Raw genomic sequence first — 23,891 nt, 5'->3', positions numbered from 1 at the left:
CGAGGGGAGTAGGGTGGCCGCCATGGTAGAGAGCAAGGCCGGCGAAATGCCGCTGCGTGAGCGGAAGAAGCTGCGTACGCGGCGGGCCCTCGTCGAGACAGCTCTGGAGCTGTTCTCGGAGAAGGGATTCGCGGCCGCCACGCTCGACGAGCTGGTGGAGGCCGTCGAGGTCTCCAAGCGGACCTTTTTCCGTACGTTCGCTTCGAAGGAAGACGTCGCCCTCGCGCCCGAGCGGGAGCTGTGGCGGGCCTATGCCGACGACATCAAGGAACGCCACTTCGGCGCGGAGACGTCACTGCTCGCCGTCTTCGAGCGTTCGCTGTACGCCGCCGTCGCGGGCATGGAGGACGGCTGGGAGCGGCGCTTCCTCGCCAGCCGCGCCCTCGCCGACGCCACGCCGGCCCTCAACGCCCACAGCCTCCGGCACTGCTCGGAGGTCACCGACGAGGTCGTCGACATCGCCGTCACCGGGCTCGGCTCGGCCGCCCAGGCCCCGCTGCCGGTGCGGCTGCTCCTTGAGCTGATGCTGTCCGCCTGGCGCGGTGCGCTCAGGGAGTGGTCCACTCCGGGCGGGGAGCAGGACCGCGCGGCGCTGGTCGCGCACATGGACGCGGCGTTCGCCGTGGTCCCCACCGTCCTCGAATTGGCCGCCGCGGATACGCCCGGTTCTCGTACGCTGCGTCCATGAAGACCATCGGGCTGCTCGGCGGCATGAGTTGGGAATCCAGCGCCGAGTGCTACCGGCTGCTCAACGAACTTGTTCGGGAGCGGCTCGGTGGGCTGCATTCCGCCCGTTGCGTGCTGTACTCCGTCGACTTCGCCGAGATCGAGGAGCTACAGGTCGCGGGGGAGTGGGAGCGGGCCGGTGAGCTGCTCGCCCGCGCCGCCAAGGGAGTCGAGGCCGCCGGCGCCGATCTCGTGCTGATCTGCACCAACACCATGCACAAGGTCGCCGACCAGGTGCAGGGCGTTCTGTCCGTGCCTCTGCTGCATCTTGCGGACGCGACGGCGGATGCGGTCCTTGCGGCAGGCGTATGGCGCGTGGGGCTGCTCGGCACCGCCTTCACCATGGAGCAGGACTTCTACCGGGACCGGCTCACCGCGCGGGGGCTCGATGTCCTGGTGCCGGACGAGGAAGGGCGCGCGCTCGTCCACCGGGTGATCTACGAAGAGTTGTGCGTGGGGGTGGTACGGGATGAGTCCCGAATCGCGTACCAGGAGGTCATCGCGGACCTCGTACGCGACGGCGCCCAGGGAGTCATCCTCGGCTGCACTGAGATCGAGCTCCTCATCGGGCAGGAGCACAGCCCGGTGCCGGTCTTCCCCACGACACGGCTCCACGCCGAGGCGGCCGTCGCCATCGCGCTGCAGAGCTGACAGGAACAATCGCCGGACGGGCTCAATTCATTGAGCCCGTCCGGCGATCGCGGACAGCTTGGGCAACGCGCGAGGCCACTACTCCTCGACCGTCAGCCCCTTGCGGAGCCGCACCAGGGTGCGGGACAGCAACCGCGACACATGCATCTGCGAGATCCCCAGCTCATCGCCTATCTCCGACTGCGTCATATTGGCGACGAAGCGGAGCGACAGGATCTTCCGGTCGCGCGGCGGCAGTTCGGCGATCAGCGGCTTCAACGACTCGACGTACTCGATGCCTTCGAGCCCGTGGTCCTCGTAACCGATGCGATCCGCGAGCGCACCCTCGGAGTCGTCCTCCTCGGGCTGGGCGTCCAGCGAGCTGGCCGTGTACGCGTTGGAGGCTGCCATGCCCTCCACGACCTCGTCGTTGGAGATGCCCAGGCGCTCGGCGAGCTCGCCCACCGTGGGGGCGCGATCGAACTGCTGGGCGAGTTCGTCGCCCGCCTTGGCGAGGTCCAGTCGGAGTTCCTGAAGGCGGCGCGGCACGCGCACCGACCAACTCGTGTCGCGGAAGAAGCGCTTGATCTCACCGACGATGGTCGGCATGGCGAAGGTGGGGAATTCGACGCCTCGGCTGAGCTCGAAGCGGTCGATCGCCTTGATCAGGCCGATGGTGCCGACCTGGATGATGTCCTCCATCGGCTCGCTGCGGGAGCGGAACCGGGAGGCGGCGAACTTCACCAGGGCGAGGTTGAGTTCGACGAGCGTGTTGCGGACGTACGCGTATTCGTGCGTGCCTTCTTCGAGCGACTCGAGGCGTTCGAAGAGGGTCTTGGACAGGGCCCTCGCATCCAGCGCCCCCACCTCGTCGTACGGCGGGATCTCGGGCAGATCGGCGAGCCCGTGCTCCAGGGCTTCCGCGTCTGTCACGGCCTGCGGGGCAGGAGACACTTCCGCAGTGCCGTCCGTGCGGGGGCCCGGGATCGCTGTCGCGATGCGGTTCGGCGGGAGTGTCGACGTCGCTTGGTCAGTATGCGATTCGTCGAGCCGGGGTGACATGGTGTCCTCCATCGTTCTCGGCATATGGCTGCCGATGCCAATACGTGCACTGCGGTGTGCGGCGCCTCCAAAGCCGTCCGTGTTGATTGCTGTCTCTTCTACCCCTACCCGCTTCCACAGGCCGGTCGCAAGTGCGTTCTGCGGCGAAATGTCCGAATTCGGGGGGATGTTCGGGTACCCGAGGCGTACAGAGGGCGGTAATGTTCGGGGGCGTCATCAACAGCCACGACGGTCGGAAGTGAGTGACGGAATGGACCGCGGGACGGTCGGCAGCGCACATCGGGGCCGACTTCTGGTCGAAGTGCGAGGAGAGGGCCCGAGTGCCGTCGTGACTCCGGCGGGTGAGTTGGATCACCACACCGCCGATTTGTTGCGTGAGCCACTCGAGAGCTGCCTCGACGACGGCTTCTCGCGCCTTGTCATCGACTGTTCGGGGCTGGAGTTCATGGACTCCACGGGACTCAACGTGCTCCTCGGAGCCCGGCTCAAAGCCGAGGCCGCGGGAGGCGGAGTCCATTTGGCGGGGATGCAGCCGGTGGTGGCCCGGGTCTTCGAGATCACTGGGGCCGATGCGGTCTTCACCGTCCACGAGACGCTAGAAGCGGCGCTGACCCTCTGAACGGGTGGCCGGCTCACGGAACGTACCCAAGAGTTACGCGCCAGTTGTCTCTGCGTGATCGTCGCGTTACCAGCGTCACACGGGTCGCACCGAATAAGTGGGTGTTCTCACGGTTCGGCCGGGCAGGAGACACCCTGGATCCGTCAGCAGAAGTCTCGTCAGAGGTCTCGTCAGAAGTCCCGTCAGAAGTCCCGTCGAAAGTTGCGTCGACAGTCACGTCAGAAGTCCCTAAATCAATCTTGTCCAGCTTTCTTGTCCAGAGTCCCCTTGTCGGTGAGGTGAAGCGCTGATGAGCACCACCCGGCCTTACTCGCCGGGCGACCGCGGCCCGGAGTCGGAGGCCGCCGTCGCGGACGCTCCCGAGGGCCCGGCCTCCACGGCGGCCGTGGGCCGCCAGGTCCGCAGGCTGAGCCTGAACGGCGCGAGCGGCATCGTCCCGCTCGCCCGGGACTTCGCACGCCAGGCCCTGCAGGCCTGGGGCTGGCTGCCCGCGGCGGGCGCCGACCAGCGTGCGGCCGCGGAGGATGTCCTCCTCGTCGTCTCCGAGCTGGTGACCAACGCGTGTCTGCACGCCGAGGGTCCGGACGAGCTGTGGCTCTCCTCCGATGCCAAGGTGCTGCGCATAGAGGTCTCCGACCGTGGCGCGGGCCAGCCGGCGCCGCGCACGCCGCACCGCGCGGGGCGGCCCGGCGGGCACGGGATGTTCATAGTGCAGCGGCTCTGCCTGGACTGGGGAGTCGTCAGGACCCCCGGTGTCTCCGGCAAGACGGTGTGGGCGGAGCTGAGCGCGCCCGTGTAGCGCCCGCGTGCCCCTCATCGGGCGCTCGAACGGGTGCTCGCTCAGTTCCCCCTTGGGTTACCCACGGTTCGTTCACGCGCCGGATCACTACGGATCCGGCGCGTTCTTTGTCTTCCCTCGACAAGGCCCCGGGCGTACCTTGAGCGCCCAATCTGATGTGCCGTCAGCAAATCCGCACCCCGCGGCACGCCACGACCGGCATGAGGGGAACCCGAGGTGTACTACCAGAAACGTAAGGTCGCGCTCGCGCTTGCCACGGCTCTGGCCGGTGGCTCGGCGGTGCTGATGGCCGCCCCCGCCGCGCAGGCCGAGGTCCAGGACGTCGACTACCAGTGCAAGACGCCCATCGGGAACAAGGGCGCGGTCTCGCCGATCGACATCAAGAGCGTCAAGAGCGGCAGCGGCTACAAGCTCACCATGTCCTTCCAGAAGGGCGTCTCCTCCAGCCCCGTGGAGCTCGGCAAGGGCGCGATGAAGCCGAGCGCGCTGATCAAGCTGGGCGGCGCGGAGAGCGGTACGGTCCCGGTGTCCGGGGCGCCCAACGACAAGGCGATCCCCGCCAACACCCCCATCAAGATCAGCGACCTGTCGGGCACGTACACGCCGAAGAAGAGCGGCAAGGTCACCTTCACCGCGGGCGTCCTGACCATCAAGGCGCTCGGTACGACGACGACGTGTACCCCGTCCAACAGCCCCAAGCCCTCGCTCTCGCTGGACGTGAAGGGTTCGGGCGGCGGTGACGAGGGCGGCACCACAGGCGGCGGATCGAGTGACGACGGCGGCTCCGGCGGCTCGGCAAGCGCCCCCTCCGGCGGCGACGAACTCCCGCAGACCGGACCCGCGGACTCCGCGATCGCGCTCGGCACCCTCGGCGGCACGGTGCTGCTCGCGGGCGCGGCCGGTGCGCTGTGGCTGACCCGCAGGAACCAGGCGGCGCGTTCGCGATAGGCGCGGTGCGCGGTGCGCGGTGCGCGGCGTCGTGGGGACGCGGTGACCGCGCGCGCCCGTGTCCGACTGCGGCGTACGTCCGCCGTGTCCGACGCGTCCGTCGTGTCCGTCGTGTCCGACGCGTCCGTCGTGCCCATCGCGTACGACGCGTCCTTCGCGTACGACGCGTCCTTCGCGTACGAAGATCCAGGAGCCGCCGATGCCGTCGATGCTGTCCGTTGCCCGCGCTCTCCCCCTGGCCGTCGCCTTACTGGTGACGGGCGCGGCCGTGGCGACTCCCGTGTACGCCGACGAGCCCGCGGCATGGTCGCTCGCGCCCTCCGCGGGAGGCGGGACGCGGCCCGCGAAGGACGGGCGGCCCTACTTCTATGTGGAGGGCACGCCAGGCTCCGTCCTGGAGGACACGGTGACGGTCACCAATCCGGGGTCGAAGCCGCGCACGATCGAGCTGACCGGCGCGGACGCGGACAACACGCGGGGTGGCGCCTTCTCCCTGGACCGGGGGAAGCCCACCGACACCGGCTCCTGGATCACCTTCGCCCGGCGCAAGGTGAAGGTGCCGCCGCGCACCCGCGCCGAGGTGCCGTTCAGCGTGAGCGTCCCCGAGGGCGCGATACCGGGCGACCACCCCGGCGCGATCGTCGCGCGCGGCGGCGGCCGCGACGCCGGGGTCCGCGTGCATCTGCGGGTCAGCGGCCCGACGCTGTCCGCGCTGACGGTGGAGCACGTGAAGGTCGAGGGCGAGCGCATCTCGTACGACGTCGTCAACCGGGGCAACACCGTCCTGGCCCCCAGGCTCGCGGTCCACGCGGAGGGCGTCTTCGGCGAACTCCTCGACCGCGCCCCCCGCCCGCTGCCGATCGAACTCCTCCCCGGCCGCAGGGTCACCCTGACCGAACCGTGGAAGGGCGCCCCGTCCCTCGACTCCGCCGAGGTGACCCTCAAGGTCACGGCATCGGGCGGGGCCCGCGACACCGCGAGGACTTCGGTCCGCTTCGTGCCGTGGGGTGCGGTGACGGGGATCGGGGTGGGTCTGGTCGGCCTGGCGGGGGCGGGCTTCTGGTTCGTACGCAGACGCCGGGGGGTGCCGGACGACCCGCCGCCGGATGAGCCCGATGAGCCCGATGAGCCGGATGAGCCGGATGAGAGCGAACAGGGCGGCGGAGGGCGGGAGTTGACGTCAGCGGGCACGGGAAGGGGCGAGCGACTTTGAATCCTCCCCAGCTGAAGCAGGGGATTCCTGGCTCACGCCGCCTGCGGGTCAGCGACCCGACAGGTCTTCCACGATCAACACCAGCCGGGGTGAAACCAGCCCGGTTTGGTACGGCATTCCCAGGAGTCCGACTCCCCACCCGGCCGAAGCCGGGCGCATCCTCGGAGGAATCAGGTGAACGGCAACCGGAAGAGGTGCACCGCCGTGGCCGCCGCGCTGGCGGCACTGGCGTTCCTGCTGCTCCCGGCGGCGGCCCCGGCCACAGCCGCCGGGAAGCCGAGCGTCTCGCTCTCCAAGACCCAGGCGGGGCAAGGCGGAGACATCACCGTCAAGGGCGAGGGATGGCGCCCCGACGCCCTCCTGATGATCCTCATCTGCGGCCAGGCCACCCCGGCCAGAGGCGTCCCCGGCGGCACGAACTCCTGCGCCAACGCCGATGGCCTCGCCGTCACCACCACCGGCAAGGGAACCTTCACCAAGAAGCTCCCCGTGGCGGAGCCGCCGGAGGCCTGCCCCTGTGTGGTCCACGTCGCGACCGTCACGGGGGAGAAGGCCCAGGCGGACGCCCCCTTCAAGGTGGCGGGCCACCCGGTCGAGCCGCTGCCCGAGCAGCAGGGCGGCGGCAGTCTCTCCGTCCTCACCGACACCCGGCTGGAAGGCTCCGGCGGCGTACTGACCTGGTTCGGCGCCCCGCCGTCCCGCAAGTTCGTCTTCACGGTGGGCAACGTCGGCTCCGCCCCCGTCAAGGACCCGATCTTCCAAGTGGGCACCTCCCACGGTGTGTTCGCCCCGCAGTGGGAGGAGCAGCAGTGGCGCGGCACCATCGCCCCCGGCAAGAAGGCGCAGATCAAACTGCCGGTGGAGCTCTCCGCCGGTGCGCACGGCAACTACCTGGTCTCCCTGAAGTTCGGCGGCAAGGTCCTCGCCGAGCAGCCTTGGGGTGTGGGCCGCCCCTGGGGCGTCACCCTCTTCTGGATCCTGCTCTGCGTCGTCGTACCGGCCGCCGTCTTCCGCATCGGCATGGCGGTGGTGGACAGGCTCCGCCCGCATCGCCGCGGCGGCGCGCGCTCCCGTGTCGCGGGGCGCCACCGCACCGGCAGGCTCGCCGAACTCGCCGACCGGCTACCGAAGTTGAGGCTGTCCCAGGGGGCGGTCGCGGCGGACGAGACGGTACGCAAGCGGCGTACGAAGCCGACTGCGGCCGAAGGGTCCGACGACCCGCACACGACCACCCTCCCGTGGTTCACCCCTGACACCGACCCCGGCGGCTCCGCACCCGCCGGCCGGCTCTCCGCACCGTCAGAGAACACGCCGAACACGCCGAACACGCCGAACACGGCGAACACGCCGAACACGGCGAACACACCGAACACGACGAAGGGAAACACGTGATCAGCAAACGACGGAGAGCGGGCGCGGCCTCGGTCTCGCTCCTCCTTGGCGGGGCGGGCATCCTGTTCGCGGCGGGTCCCGCGCAGGCGGCCGAGGTGGCGTACAAGACGGAGTGCATCCCGCCGGCGATCTCGGGCCTGCCGCCGGTGCAGGGCACGACGAAGGTGGAGATCACGGCGCCGGCCACCGCGAAGGTGGGCGACGAGGTCGAGGTCGTATGGAAGACGACGCAGGCCGCGTCCAAGAACCCGGACATCCTCGACCTGGACAAGGACACGGTGAAGCCGACCGGCACCGTCAAGGTGGCGGGCGGTCAGACCGGGGACCTGGCGATGGCGGGCGAGCGGGTCAATCCGCCGATCAAGAAGAACAGCCCGATGGTCCTGTCCGACATGAAGGGCAAGCTGAAGCTGACCAAGGCGGGCGACGTCACGCTCACCCCGGACGCGTACAGCATCAATGTCAGCAAGCCGATGTCGACCGACACCAAGTGCACGCCGAAGGAGGAAGTGAAGGCGGGCGCGACGATCAAGGTGACGGACGGCGGCGGTAGTTCAGGCGGCAGTACGTCAGGTGGCTCGACCGGTGGTGACACCGGCGGGACGGGCGGTTCGTCGGGTGGCGACACCGGAGGCGACACGGGAGGCGGCTCGACCGGCGGCTCCACCGGCGGAGGCGGCGGCGAGACCGACTTCACCGGCAAGGAAGTCCAGATCCCCTACAAGTGCAAGACGCCCATCGGCGACAAGGACGCCACGTCCCCCGTCCAGATCGACGCCAAGAAGGACGGCGGCAACTACGGCTTGACCGTGCAGTTCAAGAAGTCCGTCATGGACAGCCCCGCCGACATCCCCGCGGACTCGGTGAAGCCGTCGATGGAGGTCAAGCTGGGCGGTGCGGACAAGGGCACGGTGCATGTCGAGGGCCCCACCAACAAGGAGCCCATCAAGACCGGCGAGCCGATGAACATCCCTGATCTGACCGGTACTTACAAGCCGGGCGCCGACGGCAAGTCGACGCTCTCGCCGGGCGTCCTGACGGTCGAGGCCCTCGGTACGACGACGACTTGCACCCCGGCCAAGACGGAGGTGTCCCTGGAGATCGACACCGCTGCCCAGCCGGGTGGCGCCAGTGGCTCCGCCGGTGGATCGGCGGGTGGCTCCGCCGGGGGCTCCTCGGGTGGCTCCGCCGGCGGGTCGGCGAGCGGTGGTGACCTTGCCGAGACCGGTGCCGATGACAATGGCGCGCTGCGGGCCCTGGGTCTGGTCGCGGGCACGGTGATTCTGCTGGGCGGTGCGGTGTTTACGTTCCTGCCCAGGCGGCGGGGTGGTCTGCGCTAGCGAGCCTTGGGGCGTGGGGATCTTTGCTGCGGGTCCGTCGTGGCTGGTCGCGCAGTTCCCCGCGCCCCTGATGGGGCGACCCCCAGCGCCCCTCAAGTGTGCTGCCGCAGCCATCGCAGCACTGCCTGCCTGAGCCGCTGCGAATTCAGGAGTACGCCCCCGTGCGCGTTCCCCGGCTCTCCGCGCACGGTGGCGTCCCTCATCCCCAACGCCCGCTGCGCGCCCGCGAGTTCCGTCGAGTGCGCGACCGGTACGAAGTCCTCCGCCGAGTGCGCGAGGAGCATCGGGGCGTCGTTGGCGCCCGAGGCGTGGGACTTGGCGGCGAGGTCGCCCCAGCGGTTCCGGCACCGCCGTCCGTCCCGGTCCGGTGAGCACCCCGCGAGCAGCTCGGCCGACCCCCGCAGGCTCCGACGGGCGGCGGAGGCTCCGGGTCGGCCGCCGTCCACCCAGGCGCGGTAGGGCGAGGCGACGGGGGAGAGGGCGACTACGCCGCGGATCCGCTCGGCTCCCGAGCCGTACGTCCCAGCACTGAGGGCGAGATGACCGCCGGCCGACGAACCGAGCACCAGCGGCCGGCCGCCGCCCCGCCGCTTCACCCACCGCACGGCCGCCAGCACGTCGTCCCGCTGGGCGGGCCAGGCGGCGTCGGTGGCGAGCCGGTAGTCGGTGTCGTAGACGGTGAATCCGCGCGCCGCGAACCACCGGGCCCACCCGCTCCAGTCGGTGTCCCGCACCCAGGAGCCGCCGTGCAGGATCACCAGCGCGGGGCCCCCGTCGCCGTACACGGTGACGGTCTGGCGGGCGTGGCCCCCGTAGGAGAAGGTCCGGCCCGGTGACGGCTCGGGGGCGGCCTGGACGGCGGCACTGGACGACAGCAACGCCGCGCAGAGGGCGAGGGTCGGCAACGTACGACGCATGGCCAGATACATGGCCAGATGCTCCACCGGATGCGGTGGCCGCCGACGCGGAAACGTTCCGTGTCACCGCAGCGGGCTAGGGAACGGCCCTATGTTCGTACGAATGGCCGGTCATCCGGCTTGTCACGAACGACGGCGAGGGCCGCCGCACCGATGGGTGCGGCGGCCCTCGCCTCGTCCGTCAGCCCGCTGGGGGCGCGACGGACGTCAGTTCACGGAACCCATCAGTTCCTTGACCTTCTTGCGGTTCATCCAGATGCCGAAGCCCGCGATGACCGCGATGAACGCCTCGACCGCGACCGCACCCGATGTGTCCAGGTTGATGCCGAGCTGCGGGGACGTCAGCAGGCCGGTGACGGAGTCGCCCGCGGTGACCGCGAGGAACCAGACACCCATCATCTGGGCGCTGTACTTCGCCGGGGCCATCTTCGTGGTGACCGAGAGGCCGACCGGGGAGAGGCAGAGCTCGCCGACGGTCTGGATGAAGTAGATCGACACCAGCCACATCGGGCTGACCTTGCCGCCGTTGTTGGCGGTGTCGATCAGCGGGATGAGGAAGACGGCGAAGGAGATGCCGATCAGGGTGAGGCTGGAGGCGAACTTGACCGCGGTGCTCGGCTCCTTGCCCCGCTTGTTCAGCCACAGCCACGCCGAGGCGACCACGGGAGCCAGCGCCATGATGAAGATCGGGTTCAGCGACTGGTACCAGGAGGTCGGGAAGTCCATCCCGAGCAGGCTGTTCGTCGTCTTGCCCTCGGCGAAGATCGACAGCGTCGAGCCGTTCTGGTCGTAGATCATCCAGAAGACGGCGGCGACGATGAAGAACCAGACGTAGCCCGACAGCTTGGACTGCTCGAGGTTCGTCAGCTCCTTGTCGCGCTTCATGCGGACCAGGACGACGATCGGGATGACCAGACCGGCGACGGTCAGCGGCATCAGGGCCCAGTCGGCGAAGTTGCCGGTGACTCCGAGGAACGTGTAGAGCGCGGCCGCGACGATCAGCCAGATCAGGCCGGTGCGCAGGGCGGAAGCCTTCTGCTGCGGCGTCGCGGGGGTGGCGACCACGCTGGACTCGCCGCTCAGGTGGCGCGAGCCGAGCATGAACTGGGCCAGACCCAGCGCCATGCCGACCGCGGCGAGCGCGAAGCCGAAGTGCCAGTTGACGTTCTCGCCGACGGTGCCGATGGTCAGCGGGGCGAGGAAGGCACCCATGTTGATGCCGATGTAGAAGAGCGTGAAGCCACCGTCACGGCGCGGGTCCTCCGGGCCGTCGTAGAGGTGGCCGACCATCGTGGAGATGTTCGCCTTCAGCAGGCCGGAGCCGAGCGCGACGAGCGCGAGGCCGGCGAAGAAGGACGCCGAGCTCGGCAGCGCGAGCGTGATGTGGCCGGCGATGACCACGCCGGCGCCGATGGCGACCGTCTTGCGCGGTCCCCAGAAGCGGTCCGCCATCCAGCCGCCGGGCATGGCGAGCAGGTAGACCATCGACATGTAGACGGAGTAGATCGCCGTCGCCGTCGTGGCACTCATGTTCATGCCGCCGGGGGCGATCAGATACAGCGGGAGCAGTGCCTTCATGCCGTAGAAGCTGTACCGCTCCCACATCTCGGTCATGAAGAGTGTGGCCAGTCCGCGGGGGTGGCCGAAGAAGGTCTTCTCAGAGCCAGGGGTATTGGCCGAGTCCTTCGTCAGGCTGGACGCCATGGGTCGATCCTCGTGGGTTCGGGACGCGCGGCAGGAGCGTGTGCGCGCCCGGTGGGGGGCGGTCGGCACCGGCGTCTTACCGCCCACACCCCCACGCCCGGGGGGAGTTCGCGCTCCGTTGTGGGGAAGGCGCAGGGCGGCGACTCCGAGATCCACGCCCGGCGCGTCATCACGCGCAGGGCCCGACCACAGGTCATTCCTTCAAAGGCCGGCAGATGCCGGCCTGCACATAAAAGAGACCTAAGGCCGCACAGCGGGCCAAAGGTCCTTGGGTAGTGCATCAGGCGTTGGGTCACCATACGCCACCACAGCGCGGCATATGGAAGGACTTGAGAGATGGATCACAGGTTACGACGGAACCAGCGGACCACATTTGAAGGTGATCCTCAAGATCGCCCCATAGGGCCGCAGGCTTCCACCGTCAGCTGACCGTCAGCTGTCGATCACCCCACGACGGTCGTCCGTCGCGGACTACCATCACCCCATGACCCGTGTACTGCTCGCCGAGGACGACGCGTCCATCTCGGAGCCGCTGGCCCGCGCCCTGCGCAGGGAGGGCTACGAGGTCGAAGTCCGCGAGGACGGCCCGACCGCCCTCGACGCAGGTCTGCAGGGCGCCGTCGACCTCGTCGTACTCGACCTGGGGCTGCCCGGCATGGACGGCCTCGAGGTGGCCCGCCGCCTCCGTGCCGAGGGGCACACGGCGCCGATCCTCATCCTGACCGCCCGCGCCGACGAGGTGGACACCGTGGTGGGCCTGGACGCGGGCGCCGACGACTACGTGACCAAGCCCTTCCGCCTCGCCGAGCTGCTCGCCCGGGTCCGGGCCCTGCTCCGGCGCGGTGCCGCCGAGCCGCAGCAGCCGCCGGCCACGCACGGGGTGCGGATCGACGTCGAGTCGCACCGTGCCTGGATGGGCGAGGAGGAGCTCCAGCTCACGGCCAAGGAGTTCGACCTGCTGCGGGTCCTGGTCCGTGACGCGGGCCGGGTCGTCACCCGCGACCAGCTGATGCGCGAGGTCTGGGACACGACGTGGTGGTCCTCCACCAAGACCCTGGACATGCACATCTCCTGGCTGCGCAAGAAGCTGGGCGACGACGCGGCGAACCCGCGGTACATCGCGACGGTGCGGGGGGTCGGGTTCCGGTTCGAGAAGAGCTGATCTCTCGCCTGGGGGCGCTGGGCACGTGCCCCGAAGGGGCGCGGGGCTGTGACATGTGCGGCTCCGCCGCGTGGGCGCGACCAGCCACATACGGCCCGCACGAGCAACCCTCGCCGCGCAGCGGGGCACACTGGTGAGACCGTTCCCCCTGCCCGGAGGGCATCGTGCGCCGCCGCCTGATCAGCTCCACCCTCGCCGTAGTCCTCGTAGTGATCGCAGTCTTCGGGGTGAGCCTCGTCGTCGTCGAGACGAGGACCATCAGCAGCAGCGCCCAGGAGCGAGTGACCTCCGAGGCCGTCCGCCTCGCCGGCATCGTCGACAGCAGGCTCATCAGCGACGAGCGGATCAACGCCGAGATCCTGCGTGACGTGGCCGCGGTCGACGCCGACCGCTACGCCCTCATCGAGATCCCCGGCCGCGCCCCCGTCGAGATCGGCACCCGCCCCACCGGCGACGTCATCCACGACACCGCCATGGGCGAGGAGGGCGAGAAGGTCACCGTCGAGGAGCCCCGCACCGCGGTCACCCAGGAGGTCGGCCGCACGCTCCTGATCATCGGCGCCGTCGCGCTCCTCGCGATCGTCGCCGCCGTACTCCTCGCCGTGCGCCAGGCCAACCGCCTCGCGTCCCCGCTCACCGACCTCGCCGAGACCGCCGAGCGCCTCGGCTCGGGCGACCCGAGGCCGCGGCACAGGCGGTACGGGGTGCCGGAGCTGGACCGCGTGGCGGACGTCCTGGACGGCAGTGCCGAGCGGATCGCGCGCATGCTGACCGCCGAGCGACGCCTCGCCGCCGACGCCTCGCACCAGCTGCGTACGCCGCTGACGGCCCTCTCCATGCGCCTGGAGGAGATCACCGTCACCGACGACCTGGACACGGTGAAGGAGGAGGCGACGATCGCGCTCGCGCAGGTCGAGCGGCTCACCGACGTGGTGGAGCGGCTGCTCACCAACTCCCGTGACCCGCGCACCGGCTCGGCCGTCTCCTTCGACCTGGACGAGGTCATCAAGCAGCAGCTGGAGGAGTGGCGCCCGGCCTACCGCAGCGCGGGCCGCGCCATCGTCAGCTCAGGCAAGCGCCATCTGCAGGCCGTGGGCACACCGGGCGCGGTCGCCCAGGTCCTGGCCGCGCTGATCGAGAACTCGCTCATGCACGGCGGCGGCACCGTCGCCCTGCGCACCCGCGTCATCGGCAACCAGACGGTCGTCGAGGTCACGGACAACGGCCCCGGAGTCCCCGCCGACCTCGGCGCACGGATCTTCGAGCGCACCATCAGCGGCCACAACTCGACGGGTATCGGCCTCGCCGTGGCACGCGACCTGGCCGAGGCGGACGGCGGCCGCCTCGAGATGCTGCAGACGAAGCCGCCGGTGTTCGGCCTGTTCCTCTCGCGTACGCCGCCGCAGAGGCGCGACAGGGGGGACGCCGGGGAAACAGTCCGCTAGGGCGTGCGCTGCACGGTGCGCCGGTTCTCGGCCCTGGCGGGCCCGGGCGGCTCCGCGTCCTCCAGGAACGATTCCGCATGGGCGACGGCCTCCCGCGCGGGCAGCGTCTTGAACACCCAGGTGCGGTAGGACCAGAAACGGAAGCAGGTGGCGATGCCGATGCCGAGGAACTTGAAGAGGTTCGACTCCAGGCGGCCGTCCCAGCCGAAGCCGTACGTCGCCGCGTAGAGCACGCCGTTCTCGATCACCAGGCCGACGACGCTGAACAGCAGGAAGAGCGTGAGCTCCTTCGTCCTGCCGCTCTTGTCACGGTCCTTGTACGTGAAGTAACGGAAGCCGACGTAGTTCACGGCGATCGCGACGACCGTGGCGATCACGCTCGCGCGCACGACCTGCAGGTCGGAGACGTGGCGTACGAAGTTGAAGACCCCGAAGTTCACCACCGTCCCGACCGCTCCCACGGCCCCGAACTTGACGACTTCGCGCGCGAGCCGATCCAGCCGCACCCGTAGTGCGCCACGTTCGTTCATGGTGGTCGCCCCAACCCCCGTCGATTCGTATCGGTCGTGTCGACGATGTGGTGATTCGGTCGCGTCAACCCAGCCATGCTAACCAGCGCCCCCGTCCGGCGCGCGGGGACGCCTCCACACTGTGGCGGCTCTGTGACGGGAGAGGCCGTGGGGGGCGTGGAATCCGGCCGTTCTCCGATGGCCGATACGGGCCGATACCCTGGGGGTGTGACGTTCCCGGTAGTCGGCATGGTCGGCGGCGGTCAGCTCGCCCGCATGACCCACGAGGCGGGCATCCCCCTCGGCCTCAGATTCAAGCTCCTCAGTGACACCCCTCAGGATTCCGCGGCGCAGGTCGTCAGCGATGTCGTCATCGGCGACTATCGCGACCTCGACACGCTGCGTGAGTTCGCGAGGGGCTGCGACGTGATCACTTTCGATCACGAACACGTACCCACCGAGCATCTACGGGCCCTGGAGGCGGACGGCATCCCCGTGCGTCCGGGGCCCGACGCGCTGGTGCACGCCCAGGACAAGGGCGTGATGCGCGCGAAGCTCATGGAGATCGGCGTGCCGTGTCCACGCCATCGGATCGTGAAGGACGCCGCCGACGTGGCGGCTTTCGCGGCCGAGGGCGACGGCTTCCCCGTGATCCTCAAGACGGTGCGTGGCGGCTATGACGGGAAGGGGGTGTGGTTCGTACGTTCCGTCGAGGACGCCGAAGACCCCTTCCGGGCCGGTGTGCCCGTGCTCGCCGAGGAGAAGGTCGATTTCGTGCGCGAGCTGGCGGCGAACGTCGTGCGCTCGCCGCACGGCCAGGCCGTGGCCTACCCCGTCGTCGAGTCGCAGCAGGTCGACGGCGTCTGCGACACGGTGATCGCCCCGGCACCCGGCCTCGACGCGGCCCTCGCCCTGCGGGCCGAGGAGCTGGCGCTGCGCGTCGCCAAGGACCTCGGCGTCGTCGGCCACCTCGCGGTCGAGCTCTTCGAGACGACCGACGGCCGCATCCTGGTCAACGAACTGGCGATGCGCCCGCACAACTCGGGCCACTGGACGCAGGACGGCGCGATCACCTCCCAGTTCGCCAACCACGTCCGCGCGGTCCTTGACCTGCCCCTCGGTGACCCGCGCCCGCGCGCGAAGTGGACGGTCATGGCCAATGTCCTGGGCGGCGACTACCCGGACATGTACCAGGCGTACCTGCACTGCATGGCGCGTGACCCGCAGCTGAAGATCCACATGTATGGCAAGGACGTGAAGCCCGGACGCAAGGTCGGCCACGTCAACACTTACGGCGACGACCTGGACGACATGCTCGAGCGCGCCCGTCACGCAGCCGGCTACCTCAGAGGAACCATCACCGATTGACCTCGACCCCTCCCCGCGGTGTCCCGGGGGGAGGGGAAGCCACGGCTCGCGCCATGACGATTCCTGCTTCGCTGCCGACTGCCCGCCCGGAGGAACTCCGTTGGGGTCTTACACCGGCTCCACAGGCCGACACCGCCAGCCCGGCGGCCAGAAGGGTTTCCGCGGCGTTCACGTCCCGGTCGTGCCGGGCGCCACAGCCCTCGCAGGTCCACTCACGGACGTTCAAGGGCAGCTTCTCGCGGATCAGACCACAGGCGGAACAGGTCTTGCTCGACGGGAAGAAGCGATCGACCGCGATGAGTTCGCGCCCGTACCAGGAGCACTTGTACTCCAACATGGAGCGCAGCTCCGCCCACGAAGCATCGGAGATGGCACGCGCGAGGGTGTGGTTGCCGAGCAGGTCGCGGACGTTCAAATCCTCGATCACGATCACTTGGTTCTCGTGAACGAGTCGAGTGGTCAGCTTGTGCAGAAAGTCCCGGCGCCGATCGGTGATCCGCGCAAGGACGCGCGCCACGTGGACGCGGGCTTTTTCGTGATTTTTCGAGCCCTGCTGCTTGCGGGACAGATCTCGCTGCGCCCGAGTCAGCCGGGCACGATCGTTCCTCTCGTGCCTGGGATTGGTGATCTTCTCGCCGGTGGACAGAGTGACCAGGCTGGTGAGCCCGGCGTCGATGCCCACCGCCGAGGTGACAGCCGGAACTGCGGCAATGTCGTCCTCGACAAGGAGGGAGACGAACCAGCGTCCGGCGCGGTCCTGGGACACCGTGACCGTGGACGGTTCAGCCCCTGCGGGAAGGGGGCGGGACCACACGATCGCCAGCGGCTCACGCATCTTTGCCAGAATGAGCTCGCCGTGGTGAAGACGGAACGCGGAGCGGGTGTACTCCGCCGAAGCCTTCGATCTCTTCTTGGTCTTGAAGCGAGGGTGGCGAGCCCGCTTGTCGAAGAAGGCCGAATAAGCGGATTGCAGGTGTCGCAGCGATTGTTGCAGTGGCACCGACGACACCTCGGCCAGAAAGCCGTGCTCCTCGGTCCTCTTCCAGTCGGTGAGCATCGCCGAGGTCTCTGCGTACGAGATTCTGCGAGCGGTACTTGAACGCCCGCTTCACGTGCGAGCTCTGCATGGCTTACACGCTAGCGCGTCAAATGTGAGCGCGTCTGGCAGTCTGAATAACTGGCCGGGCGCCCAAGGAAGATGAGCTGTCCCAGCTCATGAGTCACCCAACCCACTTGTTTCGGCAGGAGCCGAAGGGTTCAGGCAAGGAGATTGATATGAGTCCCGCGGTTGGCATTGTCATGGGGTCCGACTCGGACTGGCCCGTCATGGAGGCGGCGGCCAAGGCGCTCGACGAGTTCGAGATCCCCTACGAGGTCGACGTCGTCTCCGCGCACCGGATGCCGCGCGAGATGATCGCGTACGGCGATGAAGCGGCCGACCGCGGCATCAAGGCGATCATCGCGGGCGCGGGCGGCGCGGCACATCTGCCGGGCATGCTCGCCTCGGTGACCCCGCTCCCGGTCATCGGAGTCCCCGTACCGCTGAAGTATCTCGACGGCATGGACAGCCTTCTCTCCATCGTGCAGATGCCGGCCGGAGTGCCTGTGGCGACGGTGTCGGTTGGCGGCGCGCGCAACGCGGGCCTCCTCGCGGCCCGCATCCTCGCCGCGCACGACCCCGAACTCCTCGCCCGTATGCGGGAGTTCCAGCAGGAGCTGAACGAGCAGGCCACGGAGAAGGGCAAGCGCCTTCGGGCCAAGGTCGAAGGCGTGGGTTCCGGTTTCGGTTTCGGCTCGGGAAAGTAAGCGGCATGACTTCTCTGGACAGTGCCTCTCTGGATGATGCCCGTTCCCTTCTTGCCGAATTCCCGGTGGCCGACGGCCACAACGACCTGCCCTGGGCGCTGCGCGAGAAGGCGGGTTACGACATCGACCGCCTCGACATCGCCGCCGACCAGACGGGCAGCCTGCACACGGACATCGCCCGGCTGCGGGCGGGCGGTGTCGGCGCGCAGTTCTGGTCGGTGTACGTCCGTACGGACCTGACCGGCGACGCGGCGGTCAGCGCGACGCTCGAACAGATTGACTGCGTCGACCAGTTGATCACCCGCTACCCGTCCGACCTGCGCCGCGCGCTGACGGCGGCGGACATGGAGACGGCACGGACGGAGGGCCGCATCGCATCCCTGATGGGTGCGGAGGGCGGCCACTCCATCAACAACTCCCTCGCCACGCTGCGGGCGTTGCATGCGCTGGGTGTCCGCTACATGACGCTGACGCACAACGACAACATCGCGTGGGCGGACTCGGCGACGGACGAGCCGGGCGTCGGGGGCCTCTCCCCGTTCGGCCACGAGGTGGTCCGGGAGATGAACCGCACGGGCATGCTCGTGGACCTCTCCCACGTGGCGGCGACGACGATGCGGGCGGCCCTGGACACCTCCGTGGCGCCCGTGATCTTCTCCCACTCCTCCTCGCGCGCGGTGTGCGACCACCCGCGCAACATCCCGGACGACGTCCTGGAGCGCCTGTCGGCGAACGGCGGCGTGGCGATGGCGACGTTCGTCCCGAAGTTCGTGTTGCAGGCGGCGGTCGACTGGACGGCTGCGGCCGACGAGAACATGCGGGCGCACGGCTTCCACCACCTGGACACGACGCCGGAGGCGATGAAGGTCCACGCGGCGTTCGAGGAGTCGACTCCGCGTCCGCTCGCGACCGTCGCCACGGTCGCCGACCACCTCGACCACATGCGTGAGGCGGCGGGCGTCGACCACATCGGCATCGGCGGCGACTACGACGGCACGGCGTTCACCCCGGACGGCCTGAACGACGTCGCGGGCTACCCGAACCTGATCGCGGAGCTCCTCGACCGCGGCTGGTCACGGGCCGACCTCGCGAAGCTGACGTGGCAGAACGCGGTGCGGGTCCTTGCCGCCGCGGAGGACGTGGCCCGGGACGTCCAGTCCCAGCGGGGCCCGTCGGTGGCGACGCTGGAGCAGCTGGACGGCTGATCCCGCTCTTTCCCCGCATACGTCGATGGGGTGCTGCCCGGCCGGGCAGCACCCCATCGACGTATCAACTCACCGAGAACTACGGCAGGTTGCGGGCCATCACGATCCGCTGGACCTGATTCGTGCCTTCATAAATCTGGGTGATCTTCGCGTCGCGCATCATCCGCTCGACGGGGTAGTCACGGGTGTAGCCGTAGCCGCCGAGGAGCTGCACCGCGTCCGTGGTGACCTCCATCGCCACGTCCGAGGCGAAGCACTTCGCCGCCGCGCCCTGGAAGGTGAGGTCGGAGTCGCCGCGCTCGGACTTGGCCGCCGCCGCGTACGTCAGCTGACGTGCCGCCTCGATCTTCATCGCCATGTCCGCGAGCATGAACTGGATGCCCTGGAAGTCCGCGATCGGCTTGCCGAACTGCTTGCGCTCCTTGACGTACCCCTTGGCGTAGTCGAGCGCGCCCTGCGCGATGCCGAGCGCCTGGGCCGCGATCGTGATGCGCGTGTGGTCCAGGGTCCGCATCGCCGTGCCGAAGCCCGTGCCCTCCTCGCCGATCATGCGGTCGGCGGGGATGCGAACGTTGTCGAAGTAGACCTCGCGGGTCGGCGAACCCTTGATGCCGAGCTTCTTCTCCGGGGCGCCGAAGGAGACACCCTCGTCCGACTTCTCGACGACGAAGGCGGAGATGCCCCTCGAGCGCTTCTCCGGGTCGGTGACGGCCATGACGGTGTAGTACTCGCTCACGCCCGCGTTCGTGATCCAGCGCTTCACGCCGTTGAGGACCCAGTAGTCCCCGTCACGGACCGCCTTCGTCTTCATGCCGGCCGCGTCCGAACCCGCGTCGGGCTCGGAGAGGCAGTACGAGAACATGCCCTCGCCCTGGGCGAGCGGCGTCATGTACTTCTTCTTCAGCTCCTCGGAGCCGGAGAGGATCACCGGGAGGGAGCCCAGCTTGTTCACCGCGGGGATGAGAGAGGACGAGGCGCAGACGCGCGCCACCTCCTCGATCACGATGACCGTGGCGAGCGCGTCGGCGCCCGCGCCGCCGTAGCTCTCCGGTACGTGCACCGCGTGCAGGTCGTTCGCGACGAGGGCGTCGAGCGCCTCCTGCGGGAAGCGGGCCTCCTCGTCGACGGCCGCGGCGAACGGCGCGATCTTCGCCTCGGACAGCGAACGGATCGCGTCGCGGAGCATGTCGTGCTCCTCGGACGGGCGGTACAGGTCGAAATCAGCCGATCCGGCCAAGGTCTCTCACGCTCCAAGGATGCTAATTACCGTTAAGTAACCCAAATTTTAGTGGTCGGCTCACGGGACGGATACGTGACCTTCCTGACAGCGGGTGGCAAGGGGACACCGACGGCGGAAACGTGCCCCGTCCGAGGCCCGACTATGCTCGGGCACCGCACTGACGGCCGTAGACCCCTGGAGCACCGCATGGCCCTCAAGATCACCGTGATCGGCACCGGCTATCTCGGCGCCACGCACGCCGCGGCCATGGCCGAGCTCGGCTTCGAGGTGCTCGGGCTCGATGTCGTGCCCGAGAAGATCGAGATGCTGCAGCGGGGCGAGGTCCCGATGTACGAGCCGGGTCTCGAGGAACTGCTGCGCAAGCATGTCGCCGGGATCGAGGGTTCGAGCGGGCGGCTTCGCTTCACCATGGACTGGGCGGAGGTCGCGGACTTCGGCGACGTCCACTTCGTCTGCGTGAACACTCCGCAGAAGCACGGCGAGTACGCCTGCGACATGAGCTACGTCGACAGCGCCTTCGCGCAGCTCGCCCCGCATCTGACGCGGCCCGCGCTGGTCGTCGGCAAGTCGACCGTGCCGGTCGGCTCCGCGGACCGGCTCGCGCGCGAGCTCTCCGCCGCCGCGCCGGTGGGCGCGGACGCCGAGCTCGCCTGGAACCCGGAGTTCCTGCGGGAGGGCTTCGCCGTGCAGGACACGCTGCACCCGGACCGCATCGTGGTCGGCGTACGCAGCGCCAACGCCGAGAAGCTGCTGCGCGAGGTGTACGCAGGGCCGGTCGGCGAGGGCTCGCCCTTCGTCGTGACGGACTTCCCGACCGCCGAGCTCGTGAAGACCTCCGCCAACTCCTTCCTCGCCACGAAGATCTCCTTCATCAACGCCATGGCCGAGGTGTGCGAGGCCGCGGGCGGTGACGTGGTGAAGCTCGCGGAGGCGCTCGGGTACGACGACCGGATCGGCAAGAAGTTCCTGCGGGCCGGGATCGGCTTCGGGGGCGGCTGCCTGCCGAAGGACATCCGGGCGTTCATGGCGCGGGCGGGCGAACTGGGCGCGGACCAGGCGCTGACCTTCCTCCGCGAGATCGACTCCATCAACATGCGGCGGCGCGGCCAGATGGTCGAGATGGCGCGCGAGGCGCTGGGTGGCGGGTCCTTCCTCGGCAAGCGGGTCGCCGTCCTCGGCGCCGCCTTCAAGCCCGACTCGGACGACGTCCGTGACTCGCCCGCGCTGAACGTCGCCGGGCAGATTCACCTGCAGGGCGGTCAGGTCACGGTGTACGACCCCAAGGGCATGGTGAACGCGCGTCGCCTCTTCCCGACGCTGGGGTACGCGGAGACCGCGGTGGACGCGGTCAGGGGCGCGGACGTGGTCCTGCACCTCACGGAGTGGCGCGAGTTCCGTGAGCTGGACGCGGCGTCGCTGGGCGAGGTCGCTTCGGCGCGGGTCATTCTGGACGGGCGTAACGCGTTGGACCCTGCGGTATGGCGTGCGGCGGGCTGGACGTACCGGGCCATGGGCCGCCCTGCGGCGTAGCCGGTCGCCCGGTTGGGGGTGCCTCGTTCTGTCCTGCGGAGGCTGCGGGGTGTCTGTGGCTGGTCGCGCCCACGCGGCGGAGCCGCACAAAGACACGGCCCCGCGCCCCTTCGGGGTCACCCGGGCGGCGTTCCCTTCCTGGCCCGATACGCCCGCATCTTCGCCCGAGCCCCGCACACCCCCATGTCACACCACCGGCTCCGCCCCGCCGGGCTCCGGTCGTAGTACGCCCAGTGGCAGTCCGCCGCCTCGCACGCCTTGAGGCGCCCCCATGTCCCCGCGGCGACCGCCTCCGCGATGGCCGCGGCCACCCGCGATGCGAGGGTGGACGGCTCCGCGGGGGTCAGTGACGCCGAGCCGTCCTCCCCCGACACCGTCACCAACAGCGGTGCCTCCGCGAGGAGTTGGGAGAGCGGCGGTACGGACGCATGCGGTCCGTGCCCCGCATGGGCCAGGCACGCCACCCGCAGGGACTCGCGCAGCTCCCGCGCCGACTCCGTCTGCGCCCCCGCCGCGAGCCCGAAGGGTTCCCGCCCCTCCGCCGTGTCCAGCGCGTCCGCGCCCGACTCCAGGTCCAGGGTGTTCAGGAGCGCCTGGACCAGCGCGAGGCCGCCGGGAGCGGGTGCTCTGTCATTCATGCTTGCGACGTTACCTCCATTGCGGCAGTATGAAGTAACCGTTACCTGATGAGAGCCAATGAAGGTAACTTAGAACCCGAACCGGGAGAGACTCATGCCCCTCGCCAAACTCGGCGTCGTCGTACTCGACTGTCCCGACCCCCTCGCCCTCGCCGGCTTCTACGCCGCCCTCCTCGGCGGCACCCCCAAGGACGACGGCGACGGCTGGGTGGACCTCGACGTCCACGGCGGCACGCCCCTCGCCTTCCAGAAGGCCCCCGGCCACGTCCCGCCGCAGTGGCCCGCGGCCGACCGCTCGCAGCAGTTCCATCTGGACCTCACGGTGGAGCCCGCCGAGATGGACGCGGTCGAGAAGGAGGTTCTCGCGCTCGGCGCCAGCACGCTCGACGCGGCGGACCGCAGCCGCTCGTTCCGGGTGTACGCGGACCCGGCAGGGCACCCCTTCTGCCTCTGCGCCTGCTGACGCGACGGCTCCCGTCGCCCGGCAGCCGTGACTTCCGCGTCTACGCCGATCCGGCAGGGCATCCCTTCTGCCTCTGCCGGATCAGCGAGAGCGATGACGAGAGCGATGACGAGAGCGATGACGAGAGCGAAAGCGTCAGCCGGCGGCCGCCTGGCGTTGCTGTCGTCTCTCCCGGGTCGCCCGCGCCGTGAAGTCCGCGCCGCGCAACGCCCGTTGGACATTGCCCCAGGTCAGCCTCGCGAGATCCTCCTCCGGCCAGTCGCGCTCGATGAGCTCGGCGACGAGATGCGGATAGCGCGAGGAGTCGGCCAGGCCTTCGGGGTGCGTGGCCGGGGTGTCGTACATGCCCGAGAGGCCGACGCACTCCGGGCCCGCGAGACGGCGTACGTGATCGAGGTGGTCCGCGACCTCTCGTATCGAGGAACCCGTCTGCTCCGCCGCAAGCGGCACCAGGCACAGGGCCTTGGCCTCGCCGATCGCGGTCAGCAGGGCGTCGGAGAGGTTCCCGGGAGCGTCGCGCAGCGCGCGGGCCCCGGAGCTGACGAAGAGCGCCGGCGCCCTGGAGAGGGTGAGCACCCGCTGCGCCGTGGCCTCGGACGCCCCGGAGAGGTCGGGGAGCACCCCGAGCCGGTTCAGCTCGCGGACCACCTCCTCGCCGAACGGGCTCAGGCCTTCGGGCCCCGCCCATGACGTGCCGGAGAGCGTGAGCGAGCACAGACCGAGGTCGTGCAGCGCCCGCAGCGTGGCCGGCGAGTCGCCGATCGCCGCGCCGCGCGCCGGACCGATCAGGGTGGCGATACGGCCGCAGTGGCGGGCGTCGACCGCCTCGGACGCGGTGCGGGCGAGCCGCAGCCCTTCGGGGTGGTCGTCGACGACGTGCTTGATGAGGTCGAGCTGTTCGAGGGTCGCGCCCAGGGCGCGGTCACCGCTGAGGCTCTCCGGGACGTGTACGGACCAGAACTGCGCCCCGACGCCGCCCGCCCGCAGCCGGGGCAGATCGGAGTCCACCCCGCTGTCGCCCAGCTCCAGATCGCACCAGGGCAGTTCGCGCAGCGCCCAGGGCAGTCCGCTGTAGCCGTCGGCGACGGGGTGGGCGGCGAGCAGCGCGCGGGCACGCCGGAGCGGGTCCGGCAGGAGGGCGGGGTCCGACGGGGGCTCGGGCTCGGATATGGCGG

Annotated in this window: 22 protein-coding genes and 1 pseudogene; 15 read left to right on the top strand and 8 right to left on the bottom strand. The window is 69.6% G+C overall.

The genetic code is table 11. The annotated features are described in order from the left end of the window. Positions 1-22: 22 nt before the first annotated feature. Both E2651_RS17230 and E2651_RS17225 read left to right on the top strand, forming a co-directional pair. On the top strand, positions 23-688 hold the full coding sequence (locus tag E2651_RS17230; RefSeq protein ID WP_135332035.1) for a TetR/AcrR family transcriptional regulator: 666 nt from the start codon (positions 23-25) through the stop codon (positions 686-688). Next, positions 685-1,377, top strand: a complete 693-nt coding sequence (locus tag E2651_RS17225) for an aspartate/glutamate racemase family protein (protein ID WP_135332034.1) — start codon at positions 685-687, stop codon at positions 1,375-1,377. The genes E2651_RS17230 and E2651_RS17225 overlap by 4 nt, the downstream gene beginning before the upstream one ends. Before the next feature lie 78 nt (positions 1,378-1,455). On the opposite strand, the gene E2651_RS17220 is transcribed toward E2651_RS17225, so the two are convergent. Beyond that, positions 1,456-2,418: an RNA polymerase sigma factor SigF gene (locus E2651_RS17220; RefSeq protein WP_135332047.1), complete on the bottom strand. Its 963-nt coding sequence runs from the start codon at positions 2,416-2,418 to the stop codon at positions 1,456-1,458. Positions 2,419-2,668: 250 nt separating this feature from the next. On the opposite strand from E2651_RS17220, the gene E2651_RS17215 reads away from it, so the two are divergent. The 6 genes from E2651_RS17215 to E2651_RS17185 all read left to right on the top strand — a co-directional run bounded on the left by E2651_RS17215 (position 2,669) and on the right by E2651_RS17185 (position 8,729). Next, a complete protein-coding gene (locus E2651_RS17215; protein WP_135332046.1) occupies positions 2,669-3,037 on the top strand; it encodes an STAS domain-containing protein in 369 nt (122 codons plus the stop codon). A gap of 289 nt (positions 3,038-3,326) precedes the next feature. Further along, a complete protein-coding gene (locus E2651_RS17210; protein WP_135332033.1) occupies positions 3,327-3,836 on the top strand; it encodes an ATP-binding protein in 510 nt (169 codons plus the stop codon). Positions 3,837-4,052: 216 nt separating this feature from the next. Continuing rightward, positions 4,053-4,784: an LPXTG cell wall anchor domain-containing protein gene (locus tag E2651_RS17205; RefSeq protein WP_245238923.1), complete on the top strand. Its 732-nt coding sequence runs from the start codon at positions 4,053-4,055 to the stop codon at positions 4,782-4,784. 199 nt (positions 4,785-4,983) lie between these two features. Next, positions 4,984-5,997 carry a DUF916 domain-containing protein gene (locus E2651_RS17195; protein ID WP_245238922.1) on the top strand — a complete coding sequence of 338 codons (1,014 nt, stop codon included), beginning with the start codon at positions 4,984-4,986 and terminating at the stop codon, positions 5,995-5,997. A gap of 174 nt (positions 5,998-6,171) precedes the next feature. Beyond that, on the top strand, positions 6,172-7,389 hold the full coding sequence (locus E2651_RS17190) for a DUF1573 domain-containing protein (protein ID WP_245238920.1): 1,218 nt from the start codon (positions 6,172-6,174) through the stop codon (positions 7,387-7,389). Then, positions 7,386-8,729 (top strand): hypothetical protein, encoded by a 1,344-nt coding sequence (locus tag E2651_RS17185; RefSeq protein WP_245238918.1) that lies wholly within the window; start codon positions 7,386-7,388, stop codon positions 8,727-8,729. The genes E2651_RS17190 and E2651_RS17185 overlap by 4 nt, the downstream gene beginning before the upstream one ends. A 92-nt stretch (positions 8,730-8,821) precedes the next feature. On the opposite strand, the gene E2651_RS17180 is transcribed toward E2651_RS17185, so the two are convergent. Further along, positions 8,822-9,658, bottom strand: coding sequence for an alpha/beta hydrolase (locus tag E2651_RS17180; protein WP_135332031.1), 837 nt, complete (start codon positions 9,656-9,658; stop codon positions 8,822-8,824). 195 nt (positions 9,659-9,853) lie between these two features. Then, the gene (locus E2651_RS17175; protein WP_135332030.1) at positions 9,854-11,350 is read right to left on the bottom strand and encodes an oligopeptide:H+ symporter; all 1,497 of its coding nucleotides are present in this window, start codon (positions 11,348-11,350) and stop codon (positions 9,854-9,856) included. 484 nt (positions 11,351-11,834) lie between these two features. Between E2651_RS17175 and E2651_RS17170 the strand changes: the two genes are divergently transcribed. Together E2651_RS17170 and E2651_RS17165 are read left to right on the top strand one after the other, a co-directional pair. Further along, positions 11,835-12,512, top strand: a complete 678-nt coding sequence (locus tag E2651_RS17170; protein ID WP_135332029.1) for a response regulator transcription factor — start codon at positions 11,835-11,837, stop codon at positions 12,510-12,512. Between the two features lie 164 nt (positions 12,513-12,676). Further along, on the top strand, positions 12,677-13,957 hold the full coding sequence (locus tag E2651_RS17165; protein WP_135332028.1) for an ATP-binding protein: 1,281 nt from the start codon (positions 12,677-12,679) through the stop codon (positions 13,955-13,957). Here E2651_RS17165 and E2651_RS17160 read toward each other — a convergent pair. Next, positions 13,954-14,487, bottom strand: coding sequence for a GtrA family protein (locus E2651_RS17160; protein ID WP_135332027.1), 534 nt, complete (start codon positions 14,485-14,487; stop codon positions 13,954-13,956). The two genes, E2651_RS17165 and E2651_RS17160, sit on opposite strands and share 4 nt — an antisense overlap. Before the next feature lie 207 nt (positions 14,488-14,694). Between E2651_RS17160 and E2651_RS17155 the strand changes: the two genes are divergently transcribed. Further along, positions 14,695-15,834, top strand: a complete 1,140-nt coding sequence (locus E2651_RS17155; RefSeq protein WP_167828815.1) for a 5-(carboxyamino)imidazole ribonucleotide synthase — start codon at positions 14,695-14,697, stop codon at positions 15,832-15,834. Here E2651_RS17155 and E2651_RS17150 read toward each other — a convergent pair. Then, a pseudogene (locus E2651_RS17150) lies at positions 15,824-16,921 on the bottom strand (RNA-guided endonuclease TnpB family protein); the annotation flags it as partial. The gene E2651_RS17155 and the pseudogene E2651_RS17150 sit on opposite strands and share 11 nt — an antisense overlap. Before the next feature lie 188 nt (positions 16,922-17,109). Here E2651_RS17150 and purE point away from each other — a divergent pair. Further along, on the top strand, positions 17,110-17,640 hold the full coding sequence (gene purE, locus E2651_RS17145; RefSeq protein ID WP_135332025.1) for a 5-(carboxyamino)imidazole ribonucleotide mutase: 531 nt from the start codon (positions 17,110-17,112) through the stop codon (positions 17,638-17,640). Between the two features lie 5 nt (positions 17,641-17,645). Next, positions 17,646-18,845, top strand: coding sequence for a dipeptidase (locus E2651_RS17140; protein WP_135332024.1), 1,200 nt, complete (start codon positions 17,646-17,648; stop codon positions 18,843-18,845). Positions 18,846-18,924: 79 nt separating this feature from the next. On the opposite strand, the gene E2651_RS17135 is transcribed toward E2651_RS17140, so the two are convergent. Then, positions 18,925-20,082, bottom strand: coding sequence for an acyl-CoA dehydrogenase (locus tag E2651_RS17135; protein ID WP_135332023.1), 1,158 nt, complete (start codon positions 20,080-20,082; stop codon positions 18,925-18,927). Positions 20,083-20,271: 189 nt separating this feature from the next. Between E2651_RS17135 and E2651_RS17130 the strand changes: the two genes are divergently transcribed. Continuing rightward, entirely contained in the window at positions 20,272-21,615 is a 1,344-nt protein-coding gene (locus E2651_RS17130) for a UDP-glucose/GDP-mannose dehydrogenase family protein (RefSeq protein ID WP_135332022.1), read from the top strand. A gap of 116 nt (positions 21,616-21,731) precedes the next feature. On the opposite strand, the gene E2651_RS17125 is transcribed toward E2651_RS17130, so the two are convergent. Next, a complete protein-coding gene (locus E2651_RS17125; RefSeq protein WP_135332021.1) occupies positions 21,732-22,253 on the bottom strand; it encodes a CGNR zinc finger domain-containing protein in 522 nt (173 codons plus the stop codon). 94 nt (positions 22,254-22,347) lie between these two features. On the opposite strand from E2651_RS17125, the gene E2651_RS17120 reads away from it, so the two are divergent. Then, positions 22,348-22,716: a VOC family protein gene (locus tag E2651_RS17120; protein WP_135332020.1), complete on the top strand. Its 369-nt coding sequence runs from the start codon at positions 22,348-22,350 to the stop codon at positions 22,714-22,716. A gap of 135 nt (positions 22,717-22,851) precedes the next feature. Here E2651_RS17120 and E2651_RS17110 read toward each other — a convergent pair whose 3' ends face one another. Next, positions 22,852-23,886 (bottom strand): dipeptidase, encoded by a 1,035-nt coding sequence (locus E2651_RS17110; RefSeq protein WP_245238927.1) that lies wholly within the window; start codon positions 23,884-23,886, stop codon positions 22,852-22,854. Positions 23,887-23,891: the final 5 nt, after the last annotated feature.

It is taken from the genome of Streptomyces sp. MZ04 (genome assembly GCF_004684775.1).
Lineage (GTDB): Bacteria > Actinomycetota > Actinomycetes > Streptomycetales > Streptomycetaceae > Streptomyces.
The sequence above is the reverse complement of the archived record's forward strand: the minus strand, read 5'-3'. Positions and strand labels throughout refer to the sequence as shown.